The 21,376-nt window shown below is 64.2% G+C and carries 16 protein-coding genes; 6 read left to right on the forward strand and 10 right to left on the reverse strand.

All coding sequences use genetic code 11. The features are described 5' to 3' along the window. The first annotated feature begins 303 nt into the window (after positions 1 to 303). Positions 304 to 6,684, forward strand: a complete 6,381-nt coding sequence (locus PMI20_RS11050; protein ID WP_007920685.1) for a retention module-containing protein — start codon at positions 304 to 306, stop codon at positions 6,682 to 6,684. Between the two features lie 63 nt (positions 6,685 to 6,747). On the opposite strand, the gene lapD is transcribed toward PMI20_RS11050, so the two are convergent. From lapD to PMI20_RS11075, 5 genes are all read right to left on the reverse strand, one after another. Next, positions 6,748 to 8,688, reverse strand: coding sequence for a cyclic di-GMP receptor LapD (gene lapD / locus PMI20_RS11055; protein WP_284172517.1), 1,941 nt, complete (start codon positions 8,686 to 8,688; stop codon positions 6,748 to 6,750). Positions 8,689 to 8,706: 18 nt separating this feature from the next. Next, entirely contained in the window at positions 8,707 to 9,414 is a 708-nt protein-coding gene (locus PMI20_RS11060) for a transglutaminase-like cysteine peptidase (RefSeq protein WP_007929760.1), read from the reverse strand. 108 nt (positions 9,415 to 9,522) lie between these two features. Next, on the reverse strand, positions 9,523 to 9,918 hold the full coding sequence (locus PMI20_RS11065) for a YbaN family protein (protein WP_007929758.1): 396 nt from the start codon (positions 9,916 to 9,918) through the stop codon (positions 9,523 to 9,525). A gap of 10 nt (positions 9,919 to 9,928) precedes the next feature. Further along, complete coding sequence (locus PMI20_RS11070; RefSeq protein WP_007929756.1) at positions 9,929 to 10,516, reverse strand: UPF0149 family protein; 588 nt, start codon at positions 10,514 to 10,516, stop codon at positions 9,929 to 9,931. A gap of 35 nt (positions 10,517 to 10,551) precedes the next feature. Continuing rightward, complete coding sequence (locus PMI20_RS11075) at positions 10,552 to 10,983, reverse strand: hypothetical protein (protein WP_157173175.1); 432 nt, start codon at positions 10,981 to 10,983, stop codon at positions 10,552 to 10,554. Here PMI20_RS11075 and recQ point away from each other — a divergent pair. From recQ to PMI20_RS11090, 3 genes are all read left to right on the forward strand, one after another. Continuing rightward, positions 10,966 to 13,092: a DNA helicase RecQ gene (gene recQ / locus PMI20_RS11080; protein ID WP_007929753.1), complete on the forward strand. Its 2,127-nt coding sequence runs from the start codon at positions 10,966 to 10,968 to the stop codon at positions 13,090 to 13,092. The genes PMI20_RS11075 and recQ overlap by 18 nt on opposite strands. Before the next feature lie 124 nt (positions 13,093 to 13,216). Further along, a complete protein-coding gene (locus tag PMI20_RS11085; RefSeq protein WP_007929752.1) occupies positions 13,217 to 13,651 on the forward strand; it encodes a MarR family transcriptional regulator in 435 nt (144 codons plus the stop codon). Positions 13,652 to 13,780: 129 nt separating this feature from the next. Further along, positions 13,781 to 15,016 carry a type IV pilus assembly protein FimV gene (locus PMI20_RS11090; protein ID WP_007929751.1) on the forward strand — a complete coding sequence of 412 codons (1,236 nt, stop codon included), beginning with the start codon at positions 13,781 to 13,783 and terminating at the stop codon, positions 15,014 to 15,016. On the opposite strand, the gene PMI20_RS11095 is transcribed toward PMI20_RS11090, so the two are convergent. Further along, on the reverse strand, positions 14,989 to 17,178 hold the full coding sequence (locus PMI20_RS11095) for a patatin-like phospholipase family protein (protein WP_007929750.1): 2,190 nt from the start codon (positions 17,176 to 17,178) through the stop codon (positions 14,989 to 14,991). The two genes, PMI20_RS11090 and PMI20_RS11095, sit on opposite strands and share 28 nt — an antisense overlap. A 71-nt stretch (positions 17,179 to 17,249) precedes the next feature. Here PMI20_RS11095 and PMI20_RS11100 point away from each other — a divergent pair, with 71 nt between their 5' ends. Continuing rightward, positions 17,250 to 17,537: an Rdx family protein gene (locus tag PMI20_RS11100; RefSeq protein ID WP_007929749.1), complete on the forward strand. Its 288-nt coding sequence runs from the start codon at positions 17,250 to 17,252 to the stop codon at positions 17,535 to 17,537. Here PMI20_RS11100 and PMI20_RS11105 read toward each other — a convergent pair. After that, positions 17,531 to 18,421: a DMT family transporter gene (locus tag PMI20_RS11105; protein WP_007929748.1), complete on the reverse strand. Its 891-nt coding sequence runs from the start codon at positions 18,419 to 18,421 to the stop codon at positions 17,531 to 17,533. The two genes, PMI20_RS11100 and PMI20_RS11105, sit on opposite strands and share 7 nt — an antisense overlap. 94 nt (positions 18,422 to 18,515) lie before the next feature. Further along, positions 18,516 to 19,274 (reverse strand): helix-turn-helix transcriptional regulator, encoded by a 759-nt coding sequence (locus PMI20_RS11110; RefSeq protein WP_007929747.1) that lies wholly within the window; start codon positions 19,272 to 19,274, stop codon positions 18,516 to 18,518. 132 nt (positions 19,275 to 19,406) lie between these two features. Between PMI20_RS11110 and PMI20_RS11115 the strand changes: the two genes are divergently transcribed. Continuing rightward, positions 19,407 to 20,228 carry a UDP-2,3-diacylglucosamine diphosphatase gene (locus PMI20_RS11115; RefSeq protein ID WP_007929746.1) on the forward strand — a complete coding sequence of 274 codons (822 nt, stop codon included), beginning with the start codon at positions 19,407 to 19,409 and terminating at the stop codon, positions 20,226 to 20,228. A 41-nt stretch (positions 20,229 to 20,269) separates the two neighbouring features. On the opposite strand, the gene PMI20_RS11120 is transcribed toward PMI20_RS11115, so the two are convergent. Both PMI20_RS11120 and PMI20_RS11125 read right to left on the reverse strand, forming a co-directional pair. Continuing rightward, on the reverse strand, positions 20,270 to 20,860 hold the full coding sequence (locus tag PMI20_RS11120) for an HD domain-containing protein (protein WP_007929745.1): 591 nt from the start codon (positions 20,858 to 20,860) through the stop codon (positions 20,270 to 20,272). Positions 20,861 to 20,958: 98 nt separating this feature from the next. Then, entirely contained in the window at positions 20,959 to 21,270 is a 312-nt protein-coding gene (locus PMI20_RS11125) for an Mpo1-like protein (RefSeq protein ID WP_007929744.1), read from the reverse strand. Positions 21,271 to 21,376 lie beyond the last annotated feature (106 nt).

Here is a 21,376-nt window from a genome sequence, read left to right on the forward strand (position 1 = left end):
GGGAGGGTGCGATACGGATTTTACAGCGACATTTTTTTGTCACTTGCAGTGTTTGAATCCATGTCGCGACTTTCGCGGGAGGGCTGTCCGAAGCCTGAATGCGTTTGATTGCATTCGGTTTTGCCTTCGGCAGAAACAGCAGGCCAGCGAGGGACGAGCGAGAGGGAAGGCCGGTGCGCAGGTTCGACTGAGCAGCAATCAGCGAACCTTCAGGCTGGCGTTTCCCGTCGGTGACCCGATAACGCCATAGCACTTTTCCGTGCAACCAGATGCCGATAGCGGTCGGCAGCGGAGGAAGTGCTCATGGCTAGGTTAATCGGTGTCGTCAGTAAGGTAATCGGGCAGGTGGTAGCGGTAGCGGCGGATGGCAGCCGGCGCGTTCTGGTAGAAGGCGATCGTCTGTTTGCGGGGGATCAACTGGTGACCGGTGCGCAGGGCGCAGTAGCCGTGCATCTGCAGAACGGCCAGGAACTGACCCTCGGGCGCGACAGCAGCCTGCAATTGACCCCGCAACTGCTGGCGAACCAGGCGCCCCATGTGCAGGCTCCTGAAGTCGTGACCCCCAGCGAGGCGCAACTGACCGATGTCGAGCAACTGCAGAAAGCCATCGCTGCCGGCGCCGACCCGACGCAGACTGGCGAAGCCACCGCGGCCGGCCCCGGTGCTACGGGTGGCACCGCTGGCGCCCTGGGTGGCGGGCATACCTTTGTACTGCTTGAAGAAGTCGCGGGTCGGGTCGAGCCGATCATTGGTTTCCCCACCGCGGGCTTCAACGGCATTCCCGAGTTCGTGCCTGAGCGGATTGCCGCGGTACCGCCTAGCGACGATGGCGGTATCGCACTGCCACCCCCACCCCCACCGAACAACCCGGTCACCCTGGGCGGCCTGTCGGTCGCCAATGGCGAGTTGACCCTCAGCGAAGCCAATCTGCCCCAAGGCTCGGCGAGCAATCCCGCGGCGCTGGTGCAGAACGGTACCTTCAGTGTCTCCGCCCCCGACGGGCTGCTCAGCCTCAGCGTGGGCGGGATCGCCGTGGTCAGTGGCGGGGTGGCCGCCAGCTTCCCGCAGTCGATCACCACCGCCCTCGGTAACACCCTGACCATCACCGGTTTCGATCCTGCCACGGGTACGGTCAGCTACAGCTACACCCTGGTCGGCAACGAAATCCATTCCGCCGCCGACGGTGCCAACAACCTGAGCGAACATTTCACCGTGGTCGCCAGCGACAGTAATGGCGATTCGGCGAGCAACTCGCTGGATATCAATATCACCGACGATGTGCCCCAGGCGTTCAACGACAGCAATGGCGTCGCCTCGGAAAGCCAACTGACCCTGAGCGGCAATGTCCTGACCAACGATGTGCAAGGCGCCGACCGGGTGCCCAGCGGGCCGATCAGCGCCGGCACCTTCAACGGCACCTACGGCACCCTGGTGCTGGCCGCCGACGGTACCTATACCTACACCGTGCATACCAGCGACCCGGCGTTCCTCGCGCTTCAGGGCGGCGGCAACGGTACGGACAGCTTCACCTACACCCTGACCGATGCCGACGGCGACAGCAGCACCGCCAACCTGGTGTTGCAGGTGCACAACAACGACGACACGGTGGTGATTCAGGGTCTCAATGCCGAAGGCGGCGAAGTCACGGTCTACGAGAAAAACCTGGCGGACGGCAGCAGCCCGGATGCGGGCGCGTTGACCCAAAGCGGCACCTTCACCGTGACCGCGCTGGACGGCATGCAGACCCTGACGGTCGGCGGGATCAACCTGGTGACGGGCGGGGTGGCCGCGGGCTTCCCGCAATCGGTGACCACGGCCTTGGGCAACACCCTGACCATCATGGGCTACAACGCCGCCACCGGGGTGATCAGCTACAGCTACACCCTGGCCGACAATGAGGCCCACCCAACGGCCAATGGCGCCAACAGCCTCAGCGAACATTTCAATGTGGTCGCCACCGATGCCGATGGCAGTACCGCCAGCGGTTCGCTGGATGTGAATGTGGTGGACGACCTGCCAACGGCAATCGATGACAGCAATGGCGTGGCCTCGGAAAGCCAGCTGGTGCTCAGCGGCAATGTGTTGACCAACGACGTGCAGGGCGCTGACCGGGTACCCACAGGCCCAGTGACCGCCGGTACCTTCACCGGCACCTACGGCACCCTGGTCCTCGCAGCCGATGGCACTTACACCTACACCCTCAACACCGCGGACGCCGACTTCAAGGCTTTGCAGGGCAATGGCAACGGCACCGAGACCTTCGCCTACACCATCACCGACGCCGATGGCGACCCGAGCACCGCCAACCTGGTGCTGAATATCCATAACAACGATGACGGCGTGACCCTCGATGGCCTGGATACCAACGGCGGCGAACTGACGGTCTACGAGAAAAACCTGGCGGACGGCAGCAGCCCGGATGCCGCGGCGCTGACCCAGAGCGGCACCTTCACTGTGACCGCGCTGGATGGCCTGCAGACCTTGACGGTCGGCGGGATCAACCTGGTGACGGGCGGGGTGGCCGCAGGCTTCCCGCAATCGGTGACCACGGCCTTGGGCAACACCCTGACCATCACGGGCTATAACGCCGCCACCGGGGTGATCAGCTACAGCTACACCCTGATGGACAACGAGGATCACCCAACCGCCAATGGCGCCAACAGCCTCAGCGAACACTTCAATGTGGTGGCGACCGATGCCGATGGCAGCACGGCCAGCGGTTCGCTGGATGTGAATGTGGTGGACGACCTGCCAACGGCAGTCGATGACAGCAATGGCGTGGCCTCGGAAAGCCAGCTGGTGCTCAGCGGCAATGTGTTGACCAACGACGTGCAGGGCGCTGACCGCGTACCCACAGGCCCAGTGACCGCCGGTACCTTCACCGGCACCTACGGCACCCTGGTCCTCGCAGCCGATGGCACCTACACCTACACCCTCAACACCGCGGACGCCGACTTCAAGGCCTTGCAGGGCAATGGCAGCGCTACCGAGACCTTCGCCTACACCATCACCGACGCCGATGGCGACCCGAGCACCGCCAACCTGGTGCTGAACGTCCATAACAACGACGACTGCGTGACCCTGCACTGCCTGGATATCGAGGGCGGCGAGCTGACGGTCTACGAGAAGCACCTCAGCGATGGCACCAGCCCCAACGCCCCGGCCTTGACCCAGAGCGGCTTCTTCCTGGTCAACGCACCGGACGGCCTGCAAACCCTGACGGTGGGCGGGATCAACGTGGTAACGGGCGGGGTGGCCGCGAGCTTCCCGCAATCGATCCTGACGGCCTTGGGTAACGTGCTGACCATTACCGGCTACGACGCCAGTATCGGTGTCGTCGCCTACAGCTACACCCTGCTCGACAATGAAAGCCATCCGACGGGGCTGGGGGCCAACAGCATCGCCGAGCATTTCAATGTGTTCGCCAGCGATGGCGACGGCAGCAGCGCCTCCGGGGTGCTGGATGTGAATATCGTCGACGACCTGCCCACCGCTCACCCTGATGTGGTGATGGCCGACGAAGGCACGACCCTCAGCGGCAACGTGCTGGGTAACGACATTGGCGGCGCCGATGGCCCGGCAATCACTGGTGCGGTGGTCGGCGTGCGCGCCGGCAGCGACACCTCGACCTCGGCCATTGGCGGCTTGAACACTACCATCAACGGCCTGTATGGCACGCTGACCCTGGACGCCTTCGGCAACGCGACCTATCACAGCAATCCGAACTCGGTCACCGCTCCTGATTCGCAAGATGTGTTCGTCTACACCGTGCGTGACGCGGACGGCGATGAAAGCACCACCACCATCACCATCCAGATCTGCGGCAACGAACTCAGGGCGGTCACCGACCAGGACATCACTGTCTTCGAAAAGGCCCTGGACCTGAGCAAGGACGGCCAGGACCTGGCGGCCGGTACGGTGACCGGCAGTGACCCGGGCAATACCGGCGAAACCGCCACCGGGACCCTGGTCGGCGCGGTCACCGGCGGCAGCGGTGCGATTACCTACACCCTGGTCGGCAGCGCCACCGGCACTTACGGGCAGATCCTGCTCAACCCCGACGGCACCTATCGCTACACCCTGACCTCGGCGCCGAAAACCTCGCCGAACGCCAACGACGGCCCGAACGTGCTGAGCGAAAGCTTCACCTACAAGGCTACCGACGCGGTGGGCAATACCACCACCAGCACCATCCAGATCAGCATCGTCGACGATGTACCCCAGGCGGTCGCCAGCGAGCGGGCGGTCACTGCGCTGGAGGTCGACTCCAACCTGCTGCTGGTGATCGACGTATCCGGCAGCATGGCCGACCCGTCGGGTGTCCCCGGCCTGTCGCGCCTGGAACTGGCCAAGCAGGCGATCAGCACCTTGCTCGACAAGTACGACGACATGGGCGATGTGAAGGTGCAGATCGTCACCTTCAGCAGCAGCGCCACGGACAAGACGCCGATCTGGGTCGATGTGGCGACGGCCAAGTCGATCATCGCCTCCCTGACCGCGGGCGGCGGCACCAACTACGATGCGGCCGTGGCCGCGGCGAAGCTGGCGTTTGTCACCAGTGGCCAGATCAGCGGGGCGCAGAACGTCGGTTATTTCTTCTCCGACGGCAAACCCACCGATGGCCAGGAGATCGGCACCGCCGACGAGACCGCCTGGAAAGCCTTCCTCGACGCCAACGGCATCAAGAACTATGCAATCGGCCTGGGCAGCGGTGTCAGCAACAGCAACCTCGACCCGCTGGCCTATGACGGCAGTACCCACATCGATACCAATGCCGTGGTGGTCACCGACCTGAACCAGCTCGACTCGGTGCTGGCCGGTACGGTACAGGGCACCCCGGTCACCGGCAGCCTGCTCGGCGAAGGTGGCTCGTTCGGCGCCGACGGCGGTTTCATCAAGACCCTGGTGGTCGATGGCACCACCTACACCTATGACCCCAACGGTAATAGCAACCAGGGCTCGCTGAGCTTCAGCGGCGGGGTCAACCACGGCACCTTCAATACCCTGGACAACAGCCTCAGCATCGCCACCAACAACGGCGGCACACTGGTGGTGAAACTCGACACCGGCGATTACACCTACAGCTCGCAGAACGTCACCAGCGTGGTGCTGACCGAGACAGTCGGCTTTACCGTCAGCGATAACGACGGCGACCTGGCCAGCTCGACCCTGGTGGTCAAGGTCAATCCGAACGCGGCGCCGGTGGCGGGCGACGACCACATCATCACCAACATTCTGTCGGGCACTATCGTGGTGCCGGCCGATGCCCTGCTGGCCTACGACAGTGATGCCAACGGCGATCCGCTGACGGCTGCGCCGACCAGCTTCAACACCGGCTGGCTGTCCCCTGGGGCGGACTTTACCGCCGGCAGCCTGCAGACCATCGGCTTCACCGGAGGGTCCAACCAGACCCTGAGCGTCGCCCGGGCCTCGTTCAATGCCAATACGGCGGCGATGACGGCCGCGGTGGTGATCAGCGGCTTCCTGGGCAGCATCAACAACGGCAATGACAACGATGAGGATGTGATCAGCGTCAGCCTGAAACAGGGCGAGACCCTGAACCTGGATCACAACCTGACGGCGGGCCGGGTGGGCATGGAGTATGCCTTCAATGGCGGGGCCTACACCGCGATCGCCGATGGCGGCTCGTTCACCGCGGGGGCGGACGGCATCTACCAGATCCACATCACCAACCTGACCAACCCCAGCGGCGGCAACGCCAACGGTTCGGAAAACTACCAGCTGACCATGACCGTCAACTACGCGGGCGGCCAGGAATCCACGCCGGATTACCACGGCACCTACACCGCCAGCGACAGCCATGGCGGCAGCGACAGCGCGGCGGTGAGCATCAGTTATCAGGACGGCCATACCCTGACCGGCACCGCTGGCGACGATGTGCTGCTGGCCGGCAGAGGCGACAACCTGATCAATGCCGGCGACGGCAACGACGTGCTCATCGCCGGCAGCGGCAACAACACCCTGCATGGCGACGCGGGTAACGACCTGCTGTTCGGCGGGCCGGGCAACGACCTGCTCGACGGCGGCCCGGGCAACGACACCGCCAGCTACGCCCATGCCAGTGCCGGGGTCACGGTCGACCTCTCGCTGCTCGGTGCGCAGAACACCGGTGGCGCCGGGACCGATACCCTGACCGCCATCGAAAACCTGGTGGGCTCCAACTACAACGACACCCTGACCGGCGACAACAACGCCAACATCATCACCGGCGGCCTGGGCAACGATGTGCTCAACGGCGGTGGCGGCGACGACCTGTTGATCGGCGGGATGGGCAACAACACCCTGACCGGTGGCAGCGGCAGCGACACCTTCCAGTGGCAGCAGGGCAACAGCGGGCATGACCTGGTCACCGACTTCACGCCGGGTATCGACAAACTCGACCTGTCGCAACTGTTGCAGGGCGAGAACGCCAGCAGCGCATCGCTGGATGATTACCTGCACTTCACGGTCACTGGCAGCGGTCCGTCGCTGATCACCAGTATCGACGTCAGCGCGGCGGCGGGGGCCTCGCCGACCCAGACCATCGATCTGGCCGGGGTCAACCTGGCGGAGCACTACGGGGTGACGCCGGGCGCGGGCGGAGTGATCGCGGGGGGCGCGGATACCGCGACCATCATCAACGGCATGCTCAACGACCATTCGTTGAAGGTCGATACCGTCTGAGGCCCGGCGGGCCCGGCGCCAGCCTCGACCGAGGTCGGCGCCGGGGCTGTGCGGGGGAAGGGGCTACATCGGTTCCGGTGGGCCGATCAGCCGCCCCATGACCCCGAACAGGCCCAGGGCCTTGAGGGTGTCCAGTTCGCCCTGGGTTTCGACCCGTTCGGCGATCAGCGGCAGGTCGATGCTGTGGGTGGCGCGAAATATCGCCTCGATGAACAGCTGTTTGTCGCTTTGCCGGTCGATGTCGCGGATGTAGCTGCCATCGACTTTCAGGTAGGCCAGGCCGAGGTGGGCGAGGTTGCCGATCTGGCTGAAGTTGCCGCCGAAATGCTGCAAGCCGATCCGGTAGCCGCTGTCCCGCAGGTGCTGGCTCAATTGCTGCAGCTCGCTGGCCGAGGGCAGTTGGCGTTCGTCGATTTCCAGGGTCAGTAACTTGGCCAGGTCGGGCAGGGCCTTGAGCTGGTCGAGGATCCGCCGCAGCGCGTCGGGGTCGCGCAGGGTGCTGCCAGACAGGCTCAGGGCCAGTGGCCAGGCATGCTCGAGCAGATAATCCAGGGTGTGTTCGAGCATGGCCAGGTCGAAGCGTGCCGACCAGCCCAGGCGCTCGATCCACGGCAGGAAATGCCCGGCGGCAATGGCTTCGCCCTGCGGGTCGAGCAAGCGCGCCAGCACTTTGTGATGCAGCACCTCGCTGGTGTCGGCGCACTGCACCACCGGCTGGAAATACAACTTCAACTTGCCGTTGCTCAGGGCATCGTCGATCCAGGCGCGCCAGTCATGCTGCGGCTGGCTGGGGCCGGCGGCGAACGCCTGCAGCAATGCCCAGGGACGCTCGGGGTGCTGCTGGGCGTGCGCCAGCGCCTGGTCCAGGCGCAACCATACGCCGCTCAGCGGGTCGCCGGGCCGGTAGGCGACTATGCCCAGGTGCGCCACCGGTGTGCAGTCGCTGGCCCCGGTCAGGCGCAGGTTCTCCAGGGTGGCGCTGATTTCCATGGCCAGGCGCTCGGCGCCGCGGCTGTCCAGGCCCGGTGTCAGCAGGCTGAATTCGCCGCCGCGATTGCGCGCCGCCAGCCAGTGGCGGCGGTCGGCCTGGGCGCTGATGCGCTTGAGCAGGTCGCCGATGCTCTTGATCAGGGCGTCGGTGCGCTGGCCACCCAGGCGCTGGTTCAGGCCACTGAGGTCATTGACCCGCAGCATCAGCAGATAACCATCGCCACTCTGCTCGTTGAGCAGCAACTGATCGCCGAGCTGTTCGTCCAGCAGGCGCCGGTTGGCCAGGCCGGTCAGGCTGTCCTGATAGGACTCGGCCCGAAGTTTCTCGCTGCGCGCGGCCTCTTCGGCGAACAGGGCTTTGAGTTTTTCCACCATCTGGTTCATGGCCAGGACCACCCGCTTGAGCTCGGGTGTGCGCGGCACCGTCGGCAGGCTGAGGAACTCGCGATGACTGATGGCTTCGGCCTGCTTGACCATGGCGTCCAGCGGCCGCAACTGGCGCCGCAGCAGCCAGCCGCCGAATACCGCGCTGAGCAAGCCGCACACCAGCAGCCAGAGCAGGCTGCCGACGCTGCTGTCCCAGAGCCTGGCCAGGGCGAACTGCGGGTTGCTCAGCACTTCCACCCGCGCCACCTGTTCCCAGCCACGCATGACCAGGGCGTCGCCACCCTGCGGGCGCAGGCTCACCAGCCTGACGAACCACTGGGGTACGCCCTCGATCCTGGCAGGCACCGAACGCTCCACCAGAATGCTTTCGTCTTCGATGTTCACCACCCGGATGCTGTTGTAGTAGCCGCTGTCGAAGATCGAACTGACCATCAGTTCCATCATCGCCGGGTCGTCGACCTGGCTGGTCAGGGACAGGCCCAGGGCGGTGGCCGCATCCTGGGCGTGGGAGCGCAGCTGGTTGAGCATCTGCTCGCGGGAGCTTTCCAGGCTGACAAAAAAACTGCCGCTGAAGGCCACCAGCAGGAACAGGCAGATGGCGATGAACAGTTGCTTGAGTAGCGACATTCGGCACTCCTTGTCGGATCAGCCATTACCCACCGTGAAGCCCTCGTCCCGCATCTTTTTCAGTACGTCCTGCCAGCGCGAGAGTTTTTTCGGGTCGATGCTGCGCGTGTCGCCAGCCACTCCGGGCAGGTACAGCCCCTCGGCATTGAAGGCGTATACCGGGTTCGGATCCTGGCGTTGGGCGGCGGAACGAATGTCGCTGCTGAGGTTGTCCAGTATCAGCGGTCCGGCGCCGGGGCTGGGGTAATAGGCCAGGACCATGTGCGGTCGGTTGCCGCGCCTGGCCTTGACGTAAGTGAGGCGCAGTTTGTCGCTGGAGACCCCCAGGCTGCGCAGGCTGAAATACTTGGCCAGTGCATAGTCCTCGCAATCCCCGGCGCCCTTGAGCAGGGCCTCGATCGGCGTGGCCCAATAGTCGCTCTGCTGCCAGGTGCGCTGGTCCTCCTTGAAGCTCAATTGCTGGTTGAAGAAGCGGTTGATGGCATTCAGTTGTTCGTATTCCGGTCGCCCGGTCAGGTCCCGCAATAACTGGTTCCAGGCCTCGAGACGTTCCCGGGCCGGGCCCAGGACCTGATGACGGTACTCGAAGGTGCTCAGGGCAGAAACGAATTCCCAGTTCGCCCGCACATTGCCCGGGTCGGTCCACAAACAGACCAGCAACAGCGACCAGCCGGCCAGCCGAAACCGGAGCAGTGTCCACTCGGGGCGACGCGAACGTGCGGGCATGGCGGGCTGCTCGAATGCAGGTTTCTGAAGTCTAGGCGGTATTTTTTGCGAGCATGGGCAACTGGTCGGGTTGCCACGAACGGAGGAAGGCGATGCGCAGGGCCGGGTTCAAGGCTTGTGCAGGGTCTTCTGGCGCAGGATGTAGATCGTCACCAGCACCGCGCTGGTCAGCATGAAGCCGCGGGCCCAGGGTAGGGGCACCAGGTAGCAGGACAGGCCGATGCTCAGCCACATCAGGCCGATGGCGTAGACCTTGCCCTTGAGCGGAATGCCGTGGCCGTCCAGGTAATCGCGGATCCACGGGCCGAGCCGCGGATGTTCCACCAGCCACCGATAGAAGCGCGGCGAACTGCGGGCAAAGCAGGCGGCGGCCAGCAGCAGGAAGGGGGTAGTGGGCAATACCGGGAGGAAAATGCCGGTCACCCCCAGCACTACGCTCAGCCAGCCGATGGCCAGCAGAACGTAACGCAGGATCAGGGGGCGGTTGCCTATGGGCTTGGCCATAGGCGGTGACTCAGTGGTGACGGGGCTTGAGAATGGCCGGTTTTTCGTCCGGCGCGTTGCACAGCAAGTACAGCGCGGTCAGGGCTTCCGGGATCTGCACGATCATGTCGTCCATCAGGTTGGCATCGCTGGCGATGTCGGAGAACTCGGGTTGTTCGTCGAACAGACCGGAGCCGACCATGATCGGCAGGAGCATCTCGCTGACTTCTTCCTCGGCGGTTTCGAACCAGGCTGCTTCGCGCAGGAACACACCTTCCATGAAACCGATGCACCAGCCGCGCAGGTCGGAGTCGTCCGGCTCGTCGCCGAGGTCGAGGTCGCACGGCAGCTCGAACTCTTCGTCGGAAGCCAGTTGGCGGGCGATGTGGGCCTTGAGGGCAATCAGGGTGGATTCGATCTCTTCGCGCTGGGCGGCGTCGCTGTAGTGCGGCTCCTCGGCGAACAGGGCGTCGATCCACTCACGATCGGGCACGCTTTCGGAACAGATGGACAGCGCAGTCAGGTAGCCGTGGGCGGCCACATAGTCCAGCGCCTCGTCATGCAGCTCATCGGCGTCGAGGAAGGCTTGCAGGCGGGTTAATTGCTCAGCGAAGGACATTGAAGGGCTACCTTGGGAATAAACGATGCTGAATTCTAGGCCTTCTTGAGCGCCCAGGCCAGCCGCAGCGCAGATTTGCACGCTTCCAGGGTTTGCAGGAAAAGTCGGCGAGCGAAGGTCGATAGAGCAAACAGGCGAGGAACGGCTGGGATCGCATCCGACTTTAGGTTCCTAAATGAGCATTCCGAGCCTGTTTTTAACGCAGCATGGCCTGCGTAGCGCCGAAGGCGCCCAGCGCGCAGCCACTTTTCATGCAGAGCCTGAAGGTTACCGGCGGTCCATTGTCGGCACCCTTCGCCGGCAAGTGCTCGGGTATACTTGCGCGTTTTGTGATGCCCGGCAGGCGTCGTGACGGTCCAGGAAAAGTCCGCTAACGGATTTGTCAGTGAAAACCGTGGCCTTTTCGGCCAGCCTGCGCACAGGGATTTCAGCGATTTTTGGAGTTTTTCATGCTCGAACAGGCTCAACGCGTCCTCAAGGACATCTTCGGCTACGACAGTTTCCGTGGCCGCCAAGGTGCGATCATTGAGCGTGTGGCCAGTGGCGGCGACGCCCTGGTACTGATGCCTACCGGCGGCGGTAAGTCATTGTGCTTCCAGGTCCCGGCCCTGCTGCGCGAAGGCCTGGCGGTGGTGGTCTCGCCATTGATCGCGCTGATGGACGATCAGGTCGCGACCCTGGAGGAACTCGGGGTCGCCGCGGCGGCGCTGAACTCCACCCTGAGCGCCGAACAGCAGCGCGACCTGGCCGCGCGCATCCGGCGGGGCGAGGTGAAGATGCTGTACCTGGCGCCGGAGCGCCTGGTGCAGCCGCGGATGCTGGCGTTCCTGCAGAACCTCGACATCGCCCTGTTCGCCATCGACGAGGCGCATTGCGTGTCCCAATGGGGGCATGATTTCCGTCCGGAGTACCTGCAACTGGGCCAGCTGGCGGAAATGTTCCCCCAGGTGCCGCGCATCGCCCTGACCGCCACCGCCGACAAGCGCACCCGCGAGGAAATCGTCAATCGCCTGCACCTGCAGGATGCCGAGCGTTTCCTCTCCAGTTTCGACCGTCCGAACATCTTCTATCGCATCGTTCCCAAGGAGCAGCCGCGCAAGCAGCTGCTGGCGTTCCTCAGCGAACGACGCAGCGACGCCGGCATCGTCTATTGCCTGTCGCGCAAGAAGGTCGACGAGGTTGCCGCCTTCCTCTGCGAGCAGGGCTTTCCGGCGCTGCCGTATCACGCCGGGTTGCCCAGCGAGCTGCGGGCCTATCACCAGAAGCGTTTCCTCAACGAGGAAGGGCTGATCATGGTCGCGACCATCGCTTTCGGCATGGGCATCGACAAACCCAACGTGCGCTTCGTGGCGCACCTGGACCTGCCCAAGTCCCTTGAGGCCTATTACCAGGAAACCGGGCGTGCCGGGCGTGACGGCCTGCCTGCCGATGCCTGGATGGCCTACGGCCTGCAGGACGTGCTGATGCTCAAGCAGATGTTGCAGAATTCCGAGGGCGACGAACGCCACAAACGCCTGGAGCAGCACAAGCTCGATGCCATGCTGGCGCTGTGCGAGGAAACCCGCTGCCGGCGCCAGACCCTGCTGGCCTATTTCGACGAAGACATGCCACAGCCATGCGGCCATTGCGACAACTGCGTCGACGGCGTGCAGACCTGGGATGCCACCGAGCCGGCGCGCCAGGCGCTGTCGGCGATCTATCGCACTGGCCAGCGGTATGGTGTCGGCCACCTGGTGGACGTGCTGCTGGGCAAGGACACGGAAAAGGTCCGCAGCTTCGGCCATCAGCATCTTTCCGTGTTCGGCGTGGGCAAGGCGCGCAGCGAAGGCGAATGGCGCTCGCTGTTCCGCCAACTGGTGGCCCGCGGCCTGGCCGACATCGATCTGGAAGGCTACGGCGGCCTGCGTCTGAGCGACAGCTGCCGGCCGCTGCTTAAGGGCGAGGTGAGCCTGGAGCTGCGCCGCGACATAAAGCCGCAGACCGCCGCCAAGAGCAGCACCAGCCAGGCCAGCCAACTGGTACGTGGCGAAGAGCGCGAACAGTGGGAAGCCTTGCGCGCCTTGCGGCGCAAGCTGGCGGAAGAACATGGCGTGCCGCCCTATGTCATTTTCCCCGATTCCACCCTGCTGGAAATGCTCCGCAGCCAGCCCGGCTCCCTGGCGGAAATGGCCCGGGTCAGCGGTGTCGGCGCGCGCAAGCTGGAGCGTTATGGCGAGGCATTCCTCGAAGTGTTGGGCGGCCAGGTGGAGGCGCCGAAAGTGGTGGCCGACATCCGCCACGAGCTGATTACCCTGGCCCGCGCCGGCATGACGCCACTGCAGATCGCCGGGCAATTGCAGTGCTCGGAAAAGAACGTTTACACAATGCTCGCCGAGGCCGTGGGCAAGCAGCAGCTGTCCCTGGAGCAGGCGCTGGATCTGCCGGAAGACCTGCTCGGCGAGATCCAGGACGCCTTTCTCGACGGCGAAGGCGAGCTGCCCTCGGTGAGCGAAGTGGCCGAGCTGTTTGCCGGTCGCGTGCCGGAAGGTGTGCTGTATTGCGTGCGTGCGGCGCTGGAATCGGAATTCGAGATGTGAGTCCCACGGCGGCAAGATGTAACGATTCAGTTCATGCCAAACCTTGCCACTCGGCAACTGTCATGCTTAGCTGACTAATAATTAGTTTTTCTTAATTTTCAGTCTACTAACTCATGAGTTGTTTATGCCGTTAACCGATCAACACCGTTTTGGCATGCAGTTGGCGCAGATGTCCCGAGGCTGGCGCGCCGAACTGGATCGCCGTCTGGCCGGACTTGGCCTGTCCCAGGCCCGCTGGCTGGTGCTGCTACACCTCGCCCGTTTCGATGAAGCCCCGACCCAGCGTGAACTTGCCCAGAGTGTCGGCGTCGAAGGACCGACCCTGGCGCGGCTGCTTGACAGCCTGGAAACCCAGGGTTTGGTGCAACGGCAGTCGGTGGTCGAGGATCGCCGGGCGAAGAAGATCGTTCTGTGCGCCCCGGCGCTGCCCTTGATCGAACAGATCGAAACCATCGCCACAGCCCTGCGCAGTGAATTGTTCGTCGGTGTCGATGAAGAGGATATGCGGGTATGCATGCGGGTTCATGCGCATATCCTGGCCAATCTGGAAAAGTCTTGAGGCATAACTAGCGTCGCGGATTTTTGAGCTACCGACGCCGGCGGACTATAAGAAATACCAGGTCCACAGCGGCATGCGCAGCCAGCGTATCGCCGCTGTGGTCGCTTTCGGTCCTCAAAAAGGGTGCTCATGTTCCAGAGTCTGCTGGCCGCTCTGCGCGGTTTCGTCGGGTCGTCCTGGGTGGCGAAGAATCGTTCCTTGTTCCTTCTGCCGGTGCTGGCGGCCTTGTATTCGTCCCTGGCCTCGGCGGTGGGCCTGGGTGAAATCACCGTGCATTCGGCGCTGAACCAGCCGCTGGAGGCGGAGATCGCCCTGGTGCAGGCGCAAGGCCTGGAGGAGGGCGAGTTGTCGGTCAGCCTGGCGACGGCCGGCGAGTTCAAACAGGCCGGTATCGAGCGCTTGCCGTTTCTCGAAGATTTGCGTTTTACCCAGGTTTTGCAGGGCGAGCGCAGGGTAATCCGGGTGGTGTCGAGCAAGCCGGTGAACGAACCGTTCCTGGATTTCCTGCTGCAGGTGAACCAGGCCAATGGCCGGCAGTTGCGCGAATACACGCTGCTGATCGATCCCCCGGGCAGCCCCGAGATAGTGCCGGCCCCGGTCAGGGGGGTAGCAAAACCCGAACCGGCGATCGCCACCCAGGCGCCACCCGCGACGGCCAAGGCGAGCGATCCCGCGGCCGGACAATTGGCGCAAGCCCAGCAGGCCAACCAGCAATTGCAGGACCAGGCCCAAGAGTTGCGCAACACATTGCAGCAGCGGGACGAACAACTGGCGCGCCAGCAGCAACAGCTGGTGGAGTTGCAACGTCAGTTGGCCGAAGCCCGGAGCAAGCCTGCCGATCATCCTGCCCCGGCGCCCGGGGCCGCGACACCCACCGCCGCCAGCCCACCCCTGCCAGCCGAACAGGCCCCGGAGACTGATGAGGGCTCGAATCCCTGGCTGATGCTTGCTGCTTTGCTGTTGACGGCCTGGCTGGTGGTGTTGGTCGTGCGTCGCCGTCGTCAGTCCGCCGCCGTACCGGAGGCACAGACGGCCCCCGAGAGTCGGCCCACACGAACGCTGGCCAGTGCTGTGACGACGGTGGCAGCCCAGGAGTCGTTCAGATCAACGCCCCCTGTTGCTCCGGTACAGCCCGTGGCAGGAGATCGGTTGGCTGATCGCGAGCCGTTGATCGATGTCGACTGGGACCTGATCGCACCTTCCGAGCCCTCCAGCGCTCCGGCGTCTCCTACCGCAGCACCGGCGCCATTCAATGCCGATTCGATCGTCTGGCGCCTGGAGGAGCCAGACGAACCGGGCGCCGGCAGCAAGGCCGAAGCCGAGTCGGACACCAAGCCTCAGAACGTCTGGCCCAAGTTGAGGTAGACCGCTTTCTGGTTGTCGTCGTTGATGCCGTAACTGAAATTCAGCGGCCCCAGCGGCGTGTCGAAACCAAGGAAGATGCTGGCGGCGTTGATGTAGCCACTGTCGAACTCGTTGTCGTTGTTCCAGGCCCGCCCTCGCTCCAGGGAACCGCCGATATACAGCGGGAAGTCCAGGGGCAGGTAGGAGCGGGGTGTCAGCCGCCGGTAGTAGACGCCCCGCATCAGGCTGATGTTCTGGCCCGAGAGCGCATCCTGGCGGAAGCCCGACAGCTGGCGGGCACCGCCGAGCACGAAGCTTGAGGTCACCACTTCGGCCTCATCCAGGGTCCGGCCATACCGACCGCCGAGGATAAAGGTGTTCGGGCCGCTGCTCAGGGCCTTGTCCAGCTTGAACTCCCACTGCCGGTAGCGCTTGTCCGAGCCCAGGCTGGGTTCGAACTGGCGCAGCGACAGGCCGATGTCCTCGCCCTCATGGGGGAAGTAGACATTGTCCAGGGAGTCGAACGAGTAGCGCAGTTCGTAGTAGCCCTCGTTGAAGCTTTCGCTGGGCAGGTCCTGGTCGCCGACGCGGACATCGGCCTTGCCCCAGGCCTCGCCGACACCGAAGCGAATCTCGCCGCTGTTACCGATCTGGCGCCCGATATTGAGGCCGAAACCGTAGCGCTCCAGGCGGTATTCGGCGATCGGGTCGTTATCCAGCACGGCTTCGATGTTCTGCGACTCGATGCCGATGTAAGGCGCGATGAAGTAGCGCGAGCCGACATCCAATGGTTGATAGAACTCGCTGTAGAGCTCCTGCTGATCACCGATCTGCACCCGGGTCAGCCATTCGGCGCCGAGGCTGTTGATGCCGTTGACCCGGTAGCTGGCGCCCAGGTTGAAGGCGCTGTCGCCGCGCATGTCGTCGGACAGGTTCAGCCCCAGGCGCAGGTAGTCGGTGCCGCTGCGTTTGCCCCGGGCGTTGATCACCAGGGTGTGGTCATTGCCCTTGTGGACCACGCGGTATTGCACCTGCTCGAAGTAGTCCAGGCCATACAGCGTGCCCATGTCGGTCTGCAGCCGGCCCAGGTCCAGAGGCTCGCCGATGTGCTGGCGGATGTAGTAACGGATCACGTCGTCGCTGACCTTCGAATCGTTTTCCACCCGGATCGCGGTGATGATCGGGGTGCGCTGGCTCGGCGTGCGCGCGGCGCTGAGTTCGGCATCCATCGGTTCGGCCCGGCGCAGCGGCGCCAGGCGGGGGTCGAGGATGCGGGTGGCGCGGTAGCCGGCGTCGATCATTTCCTGGGCGCGGCCGAAGTCGGTGACCCCGAAACTGGCCAGGGGCGGCTGGATCAGCACGTCATTCTTGTGCAGGGTCGCCAGTTGTTCCTCGGAGTTGCGCCGGGTCATCAGGGTGATCGACTGGTTCAGCACATCGACCACGGTCGCCAACTGCTGGCGCGAGCGCAACGGGGTGCCGATGTCGACCACGATGGCGATGTCCACGCCCATGTCGCGGGCCACATCCAGCGGAATGTTGTCGGTCATGCCACCGTCCACCAGTAGCCGGCCATCCATTTCCACCGGAGCGAACACCGCCGGGATCGACATGCTGGCGCGGATCACCCGGGGCAGGTGGCCCTTGCGGAACACTACTTTCTCGCCGCTGGCGATGTCGGTGGCGACCGCGCGGAAGGGGATCGGCAGCTTGTCGAAGTCCCGGGTATCGCTGGCATGGGCCAGCATGCTTTCCAGCAGCAGCGCCAGGTTCTGGCCCTGGATGACCCCCAGCGGCAGGCCGAGGCTACCGTCGTCGCGGAAGCTGAGTTTCTGTTTTACCAGGAAGTCGCGGTCATCCTGCTTGCGACGAAACGGTATGTCTTCCCGGGGTGGCGCGTCGGACAGCGCCTGTTGCCAGTCGATGCTCAGGGCCAGTTTTTCCAGCTCGTCGATCTTGTAGCCCGAGGCGTACAGCCCGCCGATCACCGCGCCCATGCTGGTGCCGGCAATTGCATCGATCTTCACGCCTTGCTCCTCCAGGGCCTTGAGCACGCCGATATGCGCCAGGCCACGGGCGGCGCCGCCGGACAACACCAGGCCGATCTTCGGCCGTGGCGCTTCGGCGGCGTGCAGGAACACGGGGAGCAAACACAGGAGCAGGCAGGACAGCAAACGACGCATCATGGATCTCGGGGCGAGCGATAAAGGCGGCTATTATAACGACGCCCTTGAGCCCAGGAGTCGGCAGCACCATGTCAGAACGTAAACCCGAAGTGGTCATCACCTATTGCACCCAGTGCCAGTGGCTGCTGCGCGCCGCCTGGCTGGCCCAGGAACTGCTGAGCACCTTCAGCGACGACCTGGGCAAGGTGTCCCTGGAGCCGGCCACCGGCGGCACGTTCCGCATTACCTGCGACGGCGTACAGATCTGGGAACGCAAGGCCGATGGCGGTTTTCCCGAAGCCAAGGTACTCAAGCAGCGGGTGCGCGACCAGATCGATCCGCAGCGCGACCTCGGCCACAACGACCGCACTCAGTGAGACGCGACTTCTGCCACTGGCGCTTTTTTGCTTGAGCCGGACAGGCTGCTGGAGACCACGATGGCGAGGATGATCAAGACGCCACCGATCAGCATCCGTAGCGTCGGCGTCTCGTTGAACAGCAGCCAGGCCACGGTAATCCCGTAGACCGGCTCCAGGGCGAACACCACCGCCGCAGTGCGGGCCTTGATCACCGCGAGGCTGGCGACGAACAGGCTGTGGGCCAGGCCGGTGCAGAAGATGCCGAGCAAGCTGATCCACAACCAGTCGAGGGCCCGGACCTCGCTCAGCCCTGGGGCCGCCACCGGCAGCAAGCACAAGGCAACCACCACGTTCTGGCATAGTGCCGCCTGCACCGCCGGGATGCGCGCGGAACTGGCGCGATTGTTCAGTGACAGCAGGGCGAACAGCAGACCCGATCCCACGGCCCAGAGCAGCCCGCTGGTGGCTTCGCTGGCGAGGTCGAAGTCCGGCGTGACCAGCACCAGGCCGACGCTGACCAGGGCCACCAGGACGATCTCGTTGAGGCGGATCCGCTCACGAAAGATCAGCCCCTCGAGGATCACCGTGAAGGCCGGGAAGCTGGCGAAGCCCAGGGTGGCGATGGCCACGCCGGCGACTTTCACCGCGATGAAGAAACTCACCCAGTGCCCGGCCAGCAGCAGGCCGCTGAGCAACAGGCGCCACCAGTCCGTGGCCTGCAGCCGTTGCCAGCGGATGCTGCTGGCGCAGCGGGCGAAGAACGCCAGGGCGAGCACCGCGAACGCCGCGCGACCAAAGACGATGATGGCCGGCGAAGCGGCGGCGAGTTTGCCGAATACACCGGTGAGGCCGAACATCAATGCGCCGATATGCAGGGCGCCAAGGGCAGTACGCGGAGTCATTTCAATCCTTCAAAACGGTTGAGCGGAGCGGTGCCAGTCTAAAAGCCTGGGCAGGACCCGGTCTGTCGCGATCCTCGCGTTTTTTGTCGACAGTCTAGCGCTGGCCCATCGCGCGCCGCAGCTTGCCGGGGGAGACGCCGAACTCGCGCAGCACCGCGGCGGCGAAGGCGCTCTGGGAGCTGTAGCCGACGCGGCTGGCGATTTCGCCGATGGGCAGTGCCGAATCGCGCAACAGCCCGGCGGCCATGTGCAGGCGCCGGCTGCGGATGTAGTCCATCGGCGTCTGCCCGCATTCGGCGACAAACCGCGCATGCAGGCGAGCGCTGGACAGTCCGGCGATTTGCGCCAGGTCGGCCACTTGCAGCGGATGGGCGGCGTGTTTATCGATATGGGCATTCAAGGCGGCATAGGGCAGGCGTCGGCCGCCGACGCTGGCGGAGCTGGCCTGGTTGAGGCTGGCCAGTAACAGCACGGCGCCTTGCTGGGCAATCAGCGGGTCGTTGACCGGGCTGCCGGCGAGCCAGTTGACCAGCTGGCTCTGCGCCGTATCCAGGGGCAGGCGCCCAGGGTTGTCGAGCAGGCGGCGACTGGCATCGGCGTGATCGCCCAGCGACTGCAGCAGCCAATGTTCGTCGGGCACGTCGAGCACCAGGCAGCGACTGCCGTTGGGGCTGCCGCAGGCATGATGGGCGCCGGAAGGCACCACCACGAAGCTCTGCTGGACCACCTGACTGCCCTGGCCGTCGACCTCGAAGTCGAGCTGGCCCGACAGGCCGAACACCAGTTGCGCGTGTTCGTGGCTGTGGACGATCAGGTCGTGGCTGTATTGGCGTAGCGTGAGGATCGGTCTCATCGCAGTCTCCTTGGCAGAACGGCAGTCTACACCGGCGGCCCGGGCTTCAGCGTTGTCATCGGACTGCCGTATTTCTGTCACAGGCGATTAATCGCTGGGGCGCAAGCTCGCAGAAAATGCAGGAGCGTGCCCATGACCAGTGCCGAACTCGCCAGACCCAGCCGTAAACAACGCGTGCGCACCCTGTGGATTTCCGATGTGCATCTGGGCACCCGGGACTGCCAGGCGGAGTATCTGTCGCAGTTCCTCAAGGGCTATCACGCCGACCGGATCTACCTGGTCGGCGACATCATCGACGGCTGGAAGCTGCGCGGCGGCATGTACTGGCCCCAGGCACACACCAACGTCATCCGCCGCCTGCTGACCATGAGCAAGCGCGGCACCGAGGTGATCTATGTCACCGGCAACCACGACGAATTCCTGCGCCGTTATTCGAAGCTGATCCTGGGCAATATCCAGTTGGTGGACGAGGCGGTGCACGTCACCGCCGACGGCCGGCACCTGCTGGTGATCCATGGCGACCAGTTCGATGTCATCACCCGCTACCATCGCTGGTTGGCCTTTCTCGGCGACTCGGCCTACGAGTTCACCCTGACCCTCAATCGCTGGCTGAATCACTGGCGGGCGCGTTACGGCTACGGTTACTGGTCGTTGTCGGCCTACCTCAAGCACAAGGTCAAGACCGCGGTCAGCTTTATCAGCGACTTCGAGGAAGCCATCGCTCACGAATGCGTGAAGCGCGAGTTGCACGGCGTGGTGTGCGGGCACATTCACCATGCCGAGATCCGCAAGGTCGGCGAGGTGGACTACCTCAACTGCGGGGATTGGGTCGAGTCGTGCACCGCCCTGATCGAGCACTGGGACGGCACCATCGAACTGTATCGCCTGGCCGACGCCCAGGCGCGGGAGGCGCAGCGCAAGGCCGAACAGGCCAAGGTCGCGGAGCTGGCCTGAATAGTATCGCGAGCAAGCTCGCGATGGCCGCTCTGCTGTCCTCAGGCCGGTGCGTGTTCCTTTATGGCCGCCTTGTAGATCGAGTTTTTCGGCTGGGCGAACAGGCGTTCGAGCATGGGTTCGAAAAAGCTCAGGGGCAGGCTGTCGTAGCCTGGATCGAACGCCGCGGCGTCGTACTTGGCACAGAACTCGGCGGTCTGCAGATACAGCGGGTGGTCCTTGAATTGTTCGCGCAGGTGCCGGTCCATGCCCAGGTGATGGAAGAAGTAGTAGCCCTGGAAGATCCCGTGCTTCTCCACCATCCACAGGTTCTCGGGGCTGACGAAGGGCTTGAGGATCGCCGCGGCGATGTCCGGGTGATTGTAGGAACCCAGGGTGTCGCCGATGTCGTGGAGCAGGGCACAGACCACGTATTCCTCGTCGCGGCCGTCATGCCAGGCCCGGCTGGCGGTTTGCAGCGAGTGGGTCAGGCGGTCCACCGGGAAGCCGCCAAAATCGCCCTCGAGCAACTTCAGGTGCGCCACGATGCGCGCCGGCAACTGCTTGGCGTAGGCACTGAAATCCGCGGCGATGATCGCCCAGTCTTCCTGGGTGCCATCCTTCATGTGGGTGAAACGGGCGTGAGCGTTCATCGGCCATCCTCTTGTTGTTTTCTGCGCAACGATGGGAGTCTATGCCTTGGATCCAATCCTGCACTGGCTGTGCAGGACGGCTTGCTGTCCGGCCAGGCCTAGAACGGCACCTTGCCGGTCAGCATGTCGCGGTACATGACGAAATCGCCCAGAAGGCTGTAGAGCGGATGCTGGAAGGTGGCCGGGCGGTTCTTCTCGAAGAAGAAATGACCGACCCAGGCGAAGCTGTAGCCGGCCACCGGCAGGGCCAGCAGCAATAGCCAGGCGCCTTTGCCGATGGCGAAGGCGAGGATGAAGATCACCAGGGTCGTGCCCACGAAGTGCAGGCGGCGGCAGGTGCTGTTGCTGTGTTCGCTCAGGTAATACGGATAGAACTCGGCGAAGCTATTGAATTGCTTGATGTTATCCACGACTGCGATCTCTGTGGTTGTTGTTCTGCCAGCGGGACGCTCTGCGGGGAGCTTATTTGAGTCTAGAGTCATCAATGGCTGGGGCCAGTGACAATAGGCGCCACTT

Origin of the sequence: Pseudomonas sp. GM17 (genome assembly GCF_000282175.2) — a bacterium.
Taxonomy (GTDB): Bacteria; Pseudomonadota; Gammaproteobacteria; order Pseudomonadales; family Pseudomonadaceae; genus Aquipseudomonas; species Aquipseudomonas chlororaphis.

Excerpts from the sequence above, each read along its gene's own strand:
- PMI20_RS11100 (WP_007929749.1), top strand. The coding sequence starts at position 17,250 with ATGTCAGAACGTAAACCCGAAGTGGTCATCACCTATTGCACCCAGTGC.
- PMI20_RS11060 (WP_007929760.1), bottom strand. The coding sequence starts at position 9,414 with ATGCCCGCACGTTCGCGTCGCCCCGAGTGGACACTGCTCCGGTTTCGG.
- PMI20_RS11070 (WP_007929756.1), bottom strand. The coding sequence starts at position 10,516 with ATGTCCTTCGCTGAGCAATTAACCCGCCTGCAAGCCTTCCTCGACGCC.
- PMI20_RS11090 (WP_007929751.1), top strand. The coding sequence starts at position 13,781 with ATGTTCCAGAGTCTGCTGGCCGCTCTGCGCGGTTTCGTCGGGTCGTCC.
- PMI20_RS11115 (WP_007929746.1), top strand. The coding sequence starts at position 19,407 with ATGACCAGTGCCGAACTCGCCAGACCCAGCCGTAAACAACGCGTGCGC.
- PMI20_RS11085 (WP_007929752.1), top strand. The coding sequence starts at position 13,217 with ATGCCGTTAACCGATCAACACCGTTTTGGCATGCAGTTGGCGCAGATG.
- PMI20_RS11105 (WP_007929748.1), bottom strand. The coding sequence starts at position 18,421 with ATGACTCCGCGTACTGCCCTTGGCGCCCTGCATATCGGCGCATTGATG.
- PMI20_RS11110 (WP_007929747.1), bottom strand. The coding sequence starts at position 19,274 with ATGAGACCGATCCTCACGCTACGCCAATACAGCCACGACCTGATCGTC.
- PMI20_RS11065 (WP_007929758.1), bottom strand. The coding sequence starts at position 9,918 with ATGGCCAAGCCCATAGGCAACCGCCCCCTGATCCTGCGTTACGTTCTG.
- recQ (WP_007929753.1), top strand. The coding sequence starts at position 10,966 with ATGCTCGAACAGGCTCAACGCGTCCTCAAGGACATCTTCGGCTACGAC.
- PMI20_RS11120 (WP_007929745.1), bottom strand. The coding sequence starts at position 20,860 with ATGAACGCTCACGCCCGTTTCACCCACATGAAGGATGGCACCCAGGAA.
- PMI20_RS11095 (WP_007929750.1), bottom strand. The coding sequence starts at position 17,178 with ATGCGTCGTTTGCTGTCCTGCCTGCTCCTGTGTTTGCTCCCCGTGTTC.
- lapD (WP_284172517.1), bottom strand. The coding sequence starts at position 8,688 with ATGTCGCTACTCAAGCAACTGTTCATCGCCATCTGCCTGTTCCTGCTG.
- PMI20_RS11050 (WP_007920685.1), top strand. The coding sequence starts at position 304 with ATGGCTAGGTTAATCGGTGTCGTCAGTAAGGTAATCGGGCAGGTGGTA.